At 74.8% G+C, this 12,953-nt stretch carries 11 protein-coding genes; 2 read left to right on the forward strand and 9 right to left on the reverse strand.

Features of this window, described 5'->3' with window-relative positions; translation table 11 throughout:
- Positions 1-36: 36 nt before the first annotated feature.
- From phaZ to ACI798_RS11725, 6 genes are all read right to left on the reverse strand, one after another.
- Positions 37-855, reverse strand: a complete 819-nt coding sequence (gene phaZ, locus ACI798_RS11700) for a poly(3-hydroxyalkanoate) depolymerase (protein ID WP_457047986.1) — start codon at positions 853-855, stop codon at positions 37-39.
- On the reverse strand, positions 839-2,608 hold the full coding sequence (locus ACI798_RS11705) for a PHA/PHB synthase family protein (RefSeq protein ID WP_457047987.1): 1,770 nt from the start codon (positions 2,606-2,608) through the stop codon (positions 839-841). Before ACI798_RS11705 ends, phaZ begins: the two co-directional genes overlap by 17 nt.
- A 73-nt stretch (positions 2,609-2,681) precedes the next feature.
- Positions 2,682-3,308 (reverse strand): phosphatase PAP2 family protein, encoded by a 627-nt coding sequence (locus ACI798_RS11710; RefSeq protein ID WP_456941511.1) that lies wholly within the window; start codon positions 3,306-3,308, stop codon positions 2,682-2,684.
- Positions 3,305-4,411, reverse strand: coding sequence for a lysylphosphatidylglycerol synthase transmembrane domain-containing protein (locus ACI798_RS11715; RefSeq protein WP_456941512.1), 1,107 nt, complete (start codon positions 4,409-4,411; stop codon positions 3,305-3,307). Before ACI798_RS11715 ends, ACI798_RS11710 begins: the two co-directional genes overlap by 4 nt.
- Complete coding sequence (locus tag ACI798_RS11720; RefSeq protein ID WP_457047988.1) at positions 4,408-5,031, reverse strand: hypothetical protein; 624 nt, start codon at positions 5,029-5,031, stop codon at positions 4,408-4,410. Before ACI798_RS11720 ends, ACI798_RS11715 begins: the two co-directional genes overlap by 4 nt.
- Positions 5,028-6,740 carry a phosphatase PAP2 family protein gene (locus ACI798_RS11725; RefSeq protein WP_457047989.1) on the reverse strand — a complete coding sequence of 571 codons (1,713 nt, stop codon included), beginning with the start codon at positions 6,738-6,740 and terminating at the stop codon, positions 5,028-5,030. Before ACI798_RS11725 ends, ACI798_RS11720 begins: the two co-directional genes overlap by 4 nt.
- Before the next feature lie 191 nt (positions 6,741-6,931).
- Here ACI798_RS11725 and ACI798_RS11730 point away from each other — a divergent pair, with 191 nt between their 5' ends.
- A complete protein-coding gene (locus tag ACI798_RS11730) occupies positions 6,932-7,846 on the forward strand; it encodes an ABC transporter substrate-binding protein (RefSeq protein WP_457047990.1) in 915 nt (304 codons plus the stop codon).
- An 84-nt stretch (positions 7,847-7,930) separates the two neighbouring features.
- Here the strand turns inward: ACI798_RS11730 and ACI798_RS11735 are convergent, their stop codons facing one another.
- Positions 7,931-9,112: an acyl-CoA dehydrogenase family protein gene (locus tag ACI798_RS11735; RefSeq protein ID WP_456941516.1), complete on the reverse strand. Its 1,182-nt coding sequence runs from the start codon at positions 9,110-9,112 to the stop codon at positions 7,931-7,933.
- A 247-nt stretch (positions 9,113-9,359) separates the two neighbouring features.
- Here ACI798_RS11735 and ACI798_RS11740 point away from each other — a divergent pair, with 247 nt between their 5' ends.
- A complete protein-coding gene (locus ACI798_RS11740) occupies positions 9,360-10,067 on the forward strand; it encodes a hemerythrin domain-containing protein (protein ID WP_456941517.1) in 708 nt (235 codons plus the stop codon).
- Positions 10,068-10,119: 52 nt separating this feature from the next.
- Here ACI798_RS11740 and ACI798_RS11745 read toward each other — a convergent pair whose 3' ends face one another.
- Together ACI798_RS11745 and ACI798_RS11750 are read right to left on the reverse strand one after the other, a co-directional pair.
- Complete coding sequence (locus ACI798_RS11745; RefSeq protein ID WP_456941518.1) at positions 10,120-11,166, reverse strand: YihY/virulence factor BrkB family protein; 1,047 nt, start codon at positions 11,164-11,166, stop codon at positions 10,120-10,122.
- A 98-nt stretch (positions 11,167-11,264) separates the two neighbouring features.
- Positions 11,265-12,782 carry an MFS transporter gene (locus tag ACI798_RS11750; RefSeq protein ID WP_456941519.1) on the reverse strand — a complete coding sequence of 506 codons (1,518 nt, stop codon included), beginning with the start codon at positions 12,780-12,782 and terminating at the stop codon, positions 11,265-11,267.
- Between the last annotated feature and the right edge of the window lie 171 nt (positions 12,783-12,953).

Here is a 12,953-nt window from a genome sequence, read left to right on the forward strand (position 1 = left end):
CGCGTCTCCCAGGGCGCGTCTCCCAGGGCGCGTCTCCTAGGGCGCGTCGAGGAAGCGCTCGACCACCGGCGCGAGCTCGGCGGCCTCGGTGACCAGCGCGAGGTGGCCGCCGCGGTGCACGTGCAGCCGGGCGTCGGGGATCAGCCGGGCCATGATGCGGGCGTTGACCAGCGGGACGATCGGGTCGTCGTCGCCGGCCACCAGCAGCGTCGGCTGCCGGACCAGGGAGAGGAACGGCAGGCTGGTCCAGGCCGAGCTCGCGGCCAGCTGGTAGTAGTAGCCGCGCCGCGGGCCGGTGCGCTCGTGCGCGTGCAGCGCCCGCGCCGCCCCCTCGGGGTGGGTGCCCACCCCCCCGCCGTAGACCGTCGGCGCGATCCGCCGGGCGTACTCGGCGTCGCGGTGCCGCCGCGGCGTGAGCATGTGCGAGAGCACCCGCGGGGACGCGGGCACCATCAGCGCGCCGGTGCCGGTGGCCGCGAGCACCAGCCGGCGGCAGCGGCGCCGGTGCTGGACGGCGAAGTGCTGCGCCAGGCCGCCGCCCCAGGACAGCCCCAGCACGTCGACCGGCCCGTCGTGGCCCAACCGGCGCAGGACCCCGGCGACCACCGGCGTCAGCGTCCCCAGCACGTAGGGGACGACCGGCCGGGGGGACCCACCCACGCCCGGGACGTCGAACCGGATCACGGTGCGCCGCGGGTCGAGCGCGTCGACGAAGGGCTGCAGCACCTCGAGGCTCGCGCCGATGCCGTTCATGAGCAGCAGCGGCGGCGTCCTGCCGTCGCCGGGCCGCTCGGCCACCCGGAGGGTGCGGCCGAGGACGGTCAGCGTGCGGACGGACTCACTTCTCGAGGACATAGGTCCCAGGAGCCTCCCCCAGGACCGGCAGCTCCGCACTCCCGAGCGACTCCGGCGCGGGCACCTCGTCCCCCGACCGCTCGCCGAGCCAGGACATGAAGTCCGGCCACCAGGAGCCCTTCTCCTTCGTCGCCCGGGACAGCCACTCCTCGGGGTCGGCCGGGGTGTCCGGCGCCACCTGGAACGTCGACTTCGGGTTGCCCGGCGGGTTGACCAGCGAGGCGATGTGGCCGTTGGTGGAGAGCACGAACCGGGTGTCCCCGCCGAGCAGCTGGGTGGTGCGGTAGCACGCCTGCCAGGGGCAGAGGTGGTCGGCGATCCCGGCGGTGACGTAGGCGTCGACGTCGACGGCGGACAGGTCCACCGGCGTGCCGAGCATCGTCGCCCTGCCCGGTTCGGTGAGGGAGTTGCCGACCGCGACCTCGATGAAGTCCCGGTGCAGCGCCGCGCTCATGCGGGTGGTGTCGGCGTTCCAGAAGAGGATGTCGAAGGCGGCCGGCGGCCTGCCCTGCAGGTAGTTGTTGACCCAGTAGTTCCACACCAGGTCGTTGGGGCGCAGCCAGGCGAAGACCTCGGCGAGCATCGCGCCGTCGAGGTACCCCTTCCTCCGCGACTTCTCTGTCGCGTCCCGGACCGCCTCGGGGTCCATGAGCGCCGACACCGTGCCGGCCCGCGCCCAGTCGAGGACGGTGACGGCGAAGCTGGCGGCGGCCACCCGGTCCAGCCGTCCGGTGGCGGCCAGGTGGGCCAGCACCATCGCGGTGACGATCCCGCCGGAACAGAACGCCTGGAGGGCCACCCGCTCGCTGCCGGTGATGCGCTGCGCGGCGTCCATCGCGTCCAGCACGGCCTGGCCGTAGGCGTCCAGGCCCCAGTCGGCGTGCCGCTCGTCGGGGTTGCGCCAGCTGATCATGAAGACCTGCTGGCCGGCGGCCACGTAGTGCTCCACGATGCTGCGGCCGGGCGCGAGGTCGGTGATGTAGTACTTGTTGATCGTCGGCGGGACCATCAGCAGCGGGACGGCGCGGACGGTCTCCGTCGTCGGGCGGTACTGGATCAGCTCGAACACGTCGGTCCGCAGGACGACGGCGCCCGGGGTGACCGCGAGGTCCTCGCCCACGGTGAAGGCGTCGGGCTCGACCATCGAGGGCACCCGCGGCGGGGACACCAGGTCCGAGACCATCCGGCGGAGCCCGCTGACCGCGTTGCGGCCGCCGGTGTCGATGACCGCCTTGAGCGCCAGCGGGTTGAGGAACGGGACGTTGGACGGCGCCAGCGCGTCGACCACGTTGGTCAGCGTGAACCGGATCCGCTCGTCGTCCTGCCAGTCGAGGTCGGCGTCCTCGACCAGGCGCGCGGCGGCCTGCGCGGCGGCGATGTGCGCCTGCATGGTCCGCCGGAGGAAGGGGTTGCCGGTCCAGGCGGGGTCGGCGAAGCGGCGGTCCTTCGGCGAGGGGGCGACCTCCGAGCGGCCCACCGCGATCCGCCCCAGCTCGCGCACCAGGTCCCCGCCGGTGCGGACGACGGTCTCGGGCCGGCGCGCCAGGGAGGCGCCGAGCCGGGCGACGGTGCGGGCCGGCGGGACCATCCGCCGCAGCGGGCCGCGGGCGCCGTCGACCAGCACCATGTCCAGGCCCATGACCGCCTCGGACGCCTCCGGGGAGGGGGACCGGCCGCCGTCGGGAGCCCCGTCGGTGACCGGCGCGGGGCGCGGGCGGGGCGGGGCGGACGGGCGCGGGGCGGTGGTGGTCATCCCGGGCTCCTCGGGTCTTCGGGCCTCCTGTGACCTCAGTCACTCAACCACAGGCGGCGCCCGGCGGCAGACCTCACCGCGGCCGGCCGACCACCAGCAGCGCCACCGACCCGACGAGCAGCCCCAGCCCGATCCCGCCGACGACGTCCAGCGGCAGGTGCGCGGCGGTCCACACCCGCGCCAGGCAGACCAGCGCCACGAGCACCACGGCCACGATCCGCGCGCGGCGGCCCAGCCACGGCCAGGCCACGGTCAGGACGGCGGTCACGACGGCCGCGTGCCCGGACAGGAAGCCGCGGCCGCGCGCCGCCGCACCGCGGATCACGACGTCGTCGAGCAGCCCGTCGGGCCGGCCGCGCACGACGACGTCCTTGATCCCCTTCGCCGCGAGGTAGGTGCCGACGCCGGCGAGCAGCAGCCCCAGCGCGAGCCGCCAGCGCCGCATCGCGGCCGCGACCACGGCGGCCGCCGGGACGACGAGGAAGTTGCCCAGCTGCATGACCGGCCAGACGAGCAGGAACGGCACGACGTCGACACCGTTCACCGCCCGGAACACCGCCGCCTCGGCCGCGGGCACCGACGTCCGCTCCACCGGCAGCGCGGCGAGCACGAGCACCAGCGCGCCGACGGCGGCCAGGACCACCTCGCGACCGCCGCGGGTGACCGGCGGCCGCGGGCGGGTGGCCGCCCGCCCGGTCACGCCGTCTCCGGCACCAGGTCCGTGCGCGGTGCGGAGTTGGGCTCCCGCCGCCACGAGCGGTTGTGCCGCCAGAACAGGTAGGTGCCGATCCCGAGGGGGATGGGCAGCAGGTAGGTGAGGCCGCGGAAGACCAGCACCGCCGCGGCCACCAGCGACCGGTCCCCGCCGTACGCCGACATGCCGGTGATCAGCGCCAGCTCGATGACCCCCAGCCCGCCCGGGGTGAACGGGACGGCCGTGAGCAGCCGGGCGAAGGCGAAGACCGTGAGCGCCTCCACCACGCTGACCTGCTCGGCGGACACGCCCACCGCGCGCAGCGCGACGATCAGCACGAGGAACAGGGACAGGTGGCTGACCAGCGTCGTGAGGGTGAGCCAGTGCCAGCGGGCGCGCAGCAGCAGCGCGGTCCGGTCGCGGAACTTCGTCGTCGCCTGGTCCCAGCCCTGCACGGGCGGCCGGCCGAACGGCTTGATCAGCGCGGAGGCGACCCGCCCGCTGCCCCGGCCGATCCGGGCGGCGCCCTCCCGGCTGTGCAGCAGCAGGCCGAGCACGACCACGGCCGCGACCAGCCCGGCGACGCCGGCGATGCCCGCGGCCACCCGGCCGGGACCGGGGGCGGAGGAGGTGAAGGCCATCAGCACGAGGGCGACCACCGGCAGGGCGAGCTTGGCGAAGTTGTTCCACAGCCCCGACAGCAGCACCGACACCGACGTGCGGGACCGCGAGAAGCCCCACGAGGAGTTCATGGCGTAGGTCAGCCCGAGCGCGATCGCCGCCCCGCCGATGACGGTGTTCGACACCGCGGTGGTGGTGAGGGTGGAGACCGTCGCCTCGCGCAGCCGCAGGCCGGGCATGGTCACGACCATCACGAACTGGTAGGTGGCCAGGTTCCACGCGGCCGCGACCAGGAGCAGCAGCAGCGCCCCCCACGACAGGTCGACCACCGCGTCCCACACCTGCGCCATGTCGGTGAAGCGCGGCAGGAACCACAGGAAGACGGCGGCGACGAGCGCGAGGGAGAACAGCGGGGCGAGCACCCGGCGCCACAGGGGCCTGCGCCGGGACGGCCGGACGGGTGGCGCCTGCGGGGTCACGGCGGTCATGGCGGGTCCCCCTCGTCCTCGGGGCCGGCGGCGTCGGCGGGCGGCGGGTCGAGCTGCAGCCGGCCGCCGCTCTCCTCGTGGACCTCGGCGGAGAGCACCTCGCGGCTCACCACGCCCAGGCTCTGGGTGGCGAGTGCCAGGGGCTCCCCGCGGTTGTCGCCGGAGAGCGTGAACACGACGGTCAGGCAGCCGCCGGGGAACACGTAGTAGCGGCGGCCCAGGTACTCCGGGGTCACCCGGACGACCCGCTCGAAGCGCTGCAGCCCGTCCCGCTCGCTGGGGATCTCGGTGGCACCCGTGGTGTCGCAGCCGGCGGTCAGCCGCACCTCGATGGCGTGGTAGCCGTCGCGGTCGGAGTTCAGCCAGAACCGCGCCGAGCCCGAGTGGGCGTCGAGGCCGGCGAAGGTCCAGCCCACCGGGACGCTCTCCACGCACGGCACCCAGGTCGCCGTCGGCACCGCCTGGGCCATGAGCACGACGCCGTGGGCGGCCCGGTCGTCGTCGCCGGTGCGGCAGCCGGGCAGCTCGCCGCTGACGGTCGGGGTGCCCGGCGCGCAGCCCGCCGTCAGCAGGGCGGCCGCCAGCACCGCCGCCGCGGCCGGGCGCCGGGCGCCGCTCACAGCGGCGACCCGAGCAGGTTGACCGCGATGGTCACGGCGAGGACCAGGGCGAGCGCGGTCACCAGGCACAGGCCGGCCCGGCGCCAGGTCCACCGCTGGATGCGCACCGGCGGAAGCCGGTAGGGCAGCAGCTCGAGGAAGTCCCGGTGCAGGTCGCGGCCCTGCGCCCGCAGCATCCGGCGCAGCTGCGAGGGCATGGTGAGCCCACGGGTGGCGGCGAAGGCCTCGGCCAGCTCCTCGTCGGAGAAGTAGCGCCGCGCCCGCTCGTACACGCGGGCGGCGTCCGTGCGCAGCGCGAGGACCAGGAGCATGTTCGCCAGGTCCACGGCCTGCCGCCACGGGCTGGGGCGCACCTCGGCGAACGCGGAGTCGATGAGGAACAGCGTGCCGTCGCGGACCATCAGGTTGGCCGGCTTGATGTCGCGGTGGGCCATGCCGATCTCCCACAGCCGCCGGACGACGGCCAGCCCCTGGTCGATCACCGCGTCGTCGACGACGACCTCGGGGTCGCCGATCTCCCGCGCGCCCTGGAGGAACTCGGTGACCAGCAGGTACTCGCGCTCCGGGGTGATCTCCACGATGCCCAGCGGGTGCGGCACGGGCAGGCCGGCGTCGGACAGCAGCCGCAGGACGTAGTCCTCGTACTGCACCAGCCGCCGCACGCTGTGGTAGGGCTTCTCGTCCTCCAGCCGGCCGTAGAGCAGCGTGCGCCCCAGCTTGAACCAGCGGTCGGACCGCACGTGCGTGGCGGCGTAGAGCTTGCCGAAGACGCAGCTCTCCTCCTGCTCGGCGGCGTCGGCGGCCTTGACGGTGATCTTCAGCGGCGTGGAGCCGCCCGACCCCGCCAGACCGAAGGGCTTCACCGAGGTGACCAGCAACCCGAGCTGGTCCTGCAGCGCGCGGACGATCGCCTCGCCGCGCGCCCCGGTGACGTCCAGGTGGGCGGGGCTGCCGCGCCGGTAGACGACGGGGTAGACCTCGTTGGGCGTCAGCAGCCGGAAGGCGGCCAGCGGCGCGGCCACGCCGAGGACGACGCCGGCGAGGACGTCGGTGGGGTGGTCCTGCGCGAGGTAGAGCCGCGAGGCGGCGGTGACCAGCAGCAGGCCCCACACCACCCACTTGCCGATGTCCCGGGGCCGGCCCGCGGGCACCAGCGAGTAGAGCGTGCTGACGAGGAAGGTGGCGAGCACGGTCATCGGCACCGACGGCATCGAGAACCCCGACCAGCTGCCGAGGATCTCCACCTCGTAGGGCCGTGGGCGCTGCAGCGTGGCGGCCAGGGTCGCGGCGGTGTTCACCACCAGCAGGCCGACCCCGATCCACACGAACAGGTGCCGCCAGCGGCGGAAGACCGCCAGCACCACGAGGTTGGCCAGCCACAGCAGGTGGATGGCCCGGCCGGTGCCGAGGACGCCGGCCACCTCGGCGACGTCGGTGAGGCCGGGGGAGCGGATGGCGGCGATCGCCTGCAGCACCCGGGTGTCGACGAGGTCGAAGAACGCCGAGCTCCCGGTGACGAGGACGGCGCCCCAGGTCACGACGACGACGCCGCTGAGCGCCAGCCACCACTTGCCCGACGCGTTGAGGTGCCGCGGCAGCGGCGGCGGCTCGCCCGAGGGGCGGCGTCGCCGGGGCTCGCGGTGGATGGGCGGGAGGTCCGGCCGCCGGACCTGCCCTCCCGCAGGTGCCTGCGCCGCGGGTGCCGTCACCGGTCCCCGCGGTGCCGGAGCCGGGACCGGCGTCTGGGGCGCCGGGGGCCGCGCCGTGGCCGCCATGCCGCCCGATGCTGCACCGGTTGCGCTCCCGGGACCATCGACCTTGGTCCCGAGCAGGGCTAGCGTGGCCGTCCCCGCGCCAGTCCGCCCGCGGGGCGTCGCCTCCTGTCCCGGGAGGGTCCGCGATGCGTCGTCGACCGCTCGCCGCCCTGCTCCTCGCCGCCCTGCTCCTCGCCGCCGCCGTGCTCGGCGCCTGCGGCTCCCCGGCCGCGGAGGCGGACCCGCCCGCCGACGGCGTCGTCCGGGTGGCGTCCTACGACTTCCCGGAGAACCAGACGCTCGCCGAGGTGTACGCGGAGGCGATCCGGCGGGCCGGGTTCGAGGTGGCGGTGCAGCACGGCATCGGCACCCGCGAGGTGGTCTTCCCGGCGCTCGAGCAGGGCGTCGTCGACCTCGTCGTCGACTACCTGGGCACCGCGTCGGAGTTCCTGGAGGCCGGCGCGGGGACGGCGTCCCACGACCCCACCGTCCTGCGGGAAGGGCTGGCGGCCGCCCTCGCGCCGCGCGGGCTGACCGTCCTGGCCCCGGCCGAGGCCGAGGACCAGAACGGGTTCGTCGTGCTCACCGACCTCGCCGCCCGGCACGGCGTGACGACGCTCAGCGGGCTCGCCGCGATCGCGCCGCAACTGGTGTTCGGCGGCCCGCCCGAGTGCAGCGATCGGCGGTTCTGCCTGCCCGGGCTGCGCGAGGTCTACGGCATCGAGTTCGCCGAGGTCCGCAGCATGCCGTCGCGGGCGGCCACCGCGGAGGCGCTGCTCACCGGGCAGGTCGACGTCGGGATGCTGGAGACGACCGATGCCCGGCTGACCGACGCCTCGCTGCAGCTGCTGCGCGACGACCGGGCGCTGCAGCCGCGGGAGAACGTGGTGCCGCTCGTGCGGACCGAGGTGGCCGCCGAGGGCGGCGAGCCGCTGCGCGCCGCGCTGGACGCGGTCAGCGCCCAGCTGACGACGATCGACCTGGTCCGGCTCAACCGGTCGGTCGCCGTCGACGGGCTCACCCCCGCCGAGGCCGCGGCCCGCTGGTGGGACGGCCGTTGAACGAGGCCGCCCGTGATCATGGCGCCGTGACCGGTGTCCCGGGCCCTCCGGTGGTCACGGCGCCGTGATCGCGAGGAGCGCGCGTCAGGTGATGGCGCTGGTGCCGGTGATCGCGCGGCCGACGATGAGGCTGTTGACCTCGCGGGTGCCCTCGTAGGAGTAGATCGCCTCGGCGTCGGCCACGAACCGGCCGACGTGGTTCTCCAGCAGGATCCCGTTGCCGCCCATGAGCTCCCGCGCCCAGCCGACGGTCTCCCGCATCCGCATGGTGCTGTAGCCCTTGGCCATGGACGCGTGCTCGTCGCGCAGCATCCCGCAGTCCTGCAGCTGGGAGGCGCGCGCGCACAACGCCGCCGACGCGGTGATGTTGCCGAGCATCCGGAACAGCAGGTCCTGCACCAGCTGGAACGAGGTGATCGGCCGGCCGAACTGCTCGCGGCCCAGCGCGTAGCGCAGCGCGTGCTCGTACGCGCCCCGCGAGCAGCCGACCGCCGACCACGCCACGCTCACCCGGGTGGCCCGCAGGACGTTCGCGGTGTCGCGGAAGGAGTTCGCGTTCTGCAGCCGGTTCTCCTCCGGCACGCGGACGCCGTCGAGGGTGATGTGCGCGTTCTGCACCGCGCGCAGCGCGATCTTGTCCTCGAGGTCGACGGCGCTGAAGCCCGGCGTCGGCGTCTCGACGACGAAGCCGAGCACCCGGTCGGTGTCGACGTCACGTGCCCAGACGATCACCAGGTCGGCGAAGCTGCCGTTGCCGATCCACTTCTTCTGCCCGTCGAGGACCCACTCGTCACCGTCCCGGCGGGCCGTCGTCTGGATTCCCCGGGCGACGTCGGAGCCGTGCTCGGGCTCGGTGAGGCCGAAGGCGCCGATGAGCTCCATCCGCGCCATCGCCGGCAGCCAGCGCTCCTTCTGCTCCTCGGAGGCGCACAGGTGCATCGTCCCCATCGCCAGCCCCCCGTGGACGCCGATGAAGGTGGCCACCGACGGGTCGCCCCGGCCCAGCTCCATCGACACCATGCCGTCGAACAGCGACGAGCGGCCGGGCGAGCCGTGACCGGAGTACTGCGCCCCCGCGATGCCCAGCTCGGCCAGGCCCGGGATCAGCTCCCGGGGGAACTGCGCCCGGGTCCAGTACTGGTTGATGACCGGCTCGACCTGCTCGTCCATGAACGCCCGGACGCGCATCAGTGTCGCCCGGTCCTCCTCCTCGAGGAGGGCCTCGAGCTCGTAGAAGTCCGACGTGACGGTGGGCCGGTCGGCCATGGCACTGGCTCCTTCCGCTGCCGGGACCCCGCTGTCCCGTGGGTCCGGCCTACCCCCGCCCCTGCGCGGCAACCGGCCCCGGCGGCGCGGGTCGGTGCCGCGGGGCGCCGACCGGTCGTCGACGTCGTCCCGCGCTCCCGACCGGCCTTCCCCCGCCTCCGGGGCGGCGACCGGCAAGGCGGCATGGCGGCGCGCCGATCGGGGCAGGGACCGGCGGATCCGACCGCCCCGTCCCGAGGAGGGCCCCGTGCCCCGATCCATCGCCGACCAGACCGACGACGAGCTGGGAGGCCCCGGCAGCGTCCTGGTGCGCCAGCGGGAGGACCACGTCGAGCTCGACCGGCTGCTGCACGAGCTCGACGGCGCCGCCGGCCGCGCGCAGGAGGAGGTGCTGACGCGCATCGACCGGCTGGTCTTCAGTCACGCGTTCGCCGAGGAGACCGTGCTCTGGCCGGTGATCCGCCGGGTGCTGCCCGACGGCGACGCGCTGACCCGGCAGATCGAGACCGAGCACCAGGAGGTCAACGAGCTGGTCGCCGCACTGGAGGAGGGCGGTCCCGACTCCCCGGAGCGGCCCGCCCGGCTGGCCCGGCTGGTCGAGGTGCTGCGCGAGGACGTGCGAGACGAGGAGGACGTGCTGTTCCCGCGGCTGCAGGAGCGGCTCGACCCCGCCGAGCTGCGCCGACTGGGCCGCCGGTGGGAGCTCGTGCGCCGGATCTCGCCCACCCGCGCGCACCCGACGGTGTCCCGCCGCCCGCCGGGCAACGCGCTCTCGGGCCTGCCGCTGTCGCTGCTGGACCGCAGCCGCGACGTCGTCGACGCGCTCGTCCGCCGGGCGCCCGCCCCGCTGACCCCGGTCGGGGAGGCGGTCAGCCGGGGGCTGGCCGCGGTGGCCGCCGTGGTCGAGCGCACCCCGCCGGCCCGCCGCGGGGACGGCCCGCCCACCGCCCGCTGAGCACACGACAGCGGCCCCCTCCCCCGCCGGGGAGGGGGCCGCTGTCGTGTGCTCAGTGCGTGTTGCGGGGCTTGGGCTCGGCGCGGGCGTCGAGCTGGATCTCCTTGTCCGCCCCCGGGACGCCCTCCTTGAGCTCGGTCGTCCGCTCCTTCTCGGCGTCGAACTCGATGCCGAACAGCAGGGCCAGGTTGATCAGCCAGAACCAGATCAGGAAGACGATGACGCCGGCCAGGGCGCCGTAGGTCTTGTTGTAGCTGCCGAAGTTGGCCACGTAGAAGGCGAAGGCGGCCGAGGCCAGGACCGCGACCAGGATGGCCACGCCGGCACCGGGGCTGATGAACCGGAAGCCGCGCAGCTTGACGTTCGGCGTGGAGTAGTAGAGGACGGCGATCATCAGGGCCAGGACCACCAGGATCACGGGCCACTTGACGACGTTCCACACGGTGAGCGCGGTGTCGCCCAGGCCGATGGCCGAGCCGACGGCCTCGACGACCGGGCCGCTGAGGACCAGCATCGCCACGATGACGGCGGCGAACAGGATGCCGATCAGGGTGATCAGCAGCTGCAGCGGCTTGAGCTTCCAGATCTTGCGGCCCTCGGGCGTCTCGTAGACGACGTTGGACGCGCGGGTGAAGGCGCCCACGTAGCCCGACGCCGACCAGATCGCGAGGGCGAGACCGATGACGAGCCCGACGCCGGCGGTGCTCTGGTTGCCGGCGACCTGCTCGATGACCGGGCCCATCGTGCTCGCGGCGCTGGCGGGGACGACGGTGGTCAGCGCGTCGGTGAGCTGCTGAGGGGTCGTCAGCAGGCCGACGATCGACGTCAGCGCGATCAGCGCCGGGAAGAGCGCGAGGACGCCGTAGTAGGTCAGCGACGCCGCCCAGTCGGTGAGGTTGTCCTCCTGGAACTCCTTGACGGTCCGCTTGACCGTGCCGAAGAAGGTCGGCGTGGTGTCCGCGCCGCGCGGCGCGTTGTCGAAGCGGGTGGAGTTGACCTTGTCGTCGTGCGGCGCGGGGTCACCGGCGGTGTTGCCGGAGAAGCGCGTCGGCTTCGCCGTGTCGGTGCTCGCGGCGCGGGAGCCGTGCGGGCGGGCCATGGTCGTCCTCCGGGTCTGGGGCGAGTCGATCGGACCGTGGTTTCCCCGGACGGGGCGCTTCCATGCGCGCGGTGATCATCCCGGCGCGTCGCGGGGCGTCAGCGGATGCCGGAGACCGGGGACCACTCGCCGGCGCCGGCGGTGGCCCGCTCGACGTCGTGGAGGTCGTCGGGGCCGGCCGGCCCGCTGCGCCGGGCCTGCACCATCCCGGCCAGGCTGACCAGCCCCACCGCGGCCGCCGCCCCGGCGCCGAGCAGGGCGACGGCGGTGAACCCGGCGGCCGTCGGCAGGCCGGTGGCGGGGTCGAGGGTGGCGCCGAGCAGCGCCACGGTGAGCGTGCTGCCCACCGCCTGGCCGAGCGAGCGGGCGATCGAGTTGACCGCGTTGGCGACGCCGGTCTCGCTGCGTCGCACCGCCTGGACCACCAGCGTGGGCAGCGCCGCGTAGGCCACGGTCACCCACGCCTGCGACAGCAGCCCCGCGACCACGACCAGCGCCGGCTCGGACCGGCCCAGCGCGAACACCACGAACCCGGCGACGCCGGCGACCGCGCCGGTGAGCAGGGTGGGCAGAGCGCCGATGCGGTCGACGACCTTGCCGGCCAGCGGCGCCAGCAGGATGCCGACCACGCCGCCGGGCAGCAGGTAGACGACGGCGGCCTCGAGCACCGGCGCGCCGAACCCGTAGCCGGCCACCCCGGGCGGCGTCTGGACGTACTGCATGACGGCGAGGAAGGACACGAACAGCCCGATGCCGGTGGTGAAGCCGGCGATGTTGGGCACGAGCATCCGCGGGTCGGTGAGCAGCGCCGGGCGCACCAGCGGCTGGGCGCTGTGGCGCTGCAGCAGCACCCAGCCGGTGAGGACGACCAGGGCCCCGGCCGCGCAGCCGAGCGTCAGCGGGGAGGTCCACCCCCAGGTGTTGCCCTGCGACACCGGCAGGAGCAGCAGCACCAGGCCGACGCCGAGGACGACGGCGCCGAGCCAGTCGACCCGCCCGCTCGCCGTGGCGGCGCGGCGGGGCAGCAGGACGGCGGCGAGGACCAGGGACAGCAGCGTGACACCCAGCCCGATCCAGAACGGCCGGTGGTAGTCCCCGCCGTCGCCGGTGAGCAGGCCCGCGGCGACCAGGCCGACGACGCCGCCGACGCCGAGGGTGCTGCTGACGACCGACATCGCCACGCTCAGCCGCTCCGGCGGGAGCTCGCGGCGCAGCACGCTGATCGACAGCGGGAACAGCCCGTAGGAGGAGCCCTGCAGGACCCGCGCGACCAGCAGCAGCGGCAGCGAGCGGGTGACGATCGCCAGCAGCGTGCCGACCGCGACCGCGGCCAGGATGCCGAGGATCACCGGCCGCTCGCCGCGGGTGTCGCCGAGCCGGCCGAGCACCGGGGTGAGCACCGCGGCGGCCAGCAGGTTGGCGGTGAGCACCCAGCCGGCCGCGGCCGGGGAGACGCCGAGCTGCTCGCCGATCGGCCCGAGCACCGGGACCACGAGGCTCTGCAGCAACGACAGCGTCGTGACACCCAGTGAGAGGGTCAGGACGAGCAGCGCGGGCCGCGGGCGGGCGGGGGCGGTGCCGGTGCCGGCGGTGGAGACCTCGGCACCTGCGGACACGTCCCGATGACACCACGTGCCGGACCGGGCGGCGCACCGGGCTCCGAGGGCCCCGTCGGGTGAAGTCGCTCACAGCCTGTCAGGTGAACAGTGCGTAGCGACGATTGAGAGGGCGGTTCGCTGGGGAAACAGTCTCCAGAGACGAGCCGCCGGGCCCGCAGCCCGGCCGGC

Source organism: Geodermatophilus sp. SYSU D01045, from assembly GCF_054050295.1.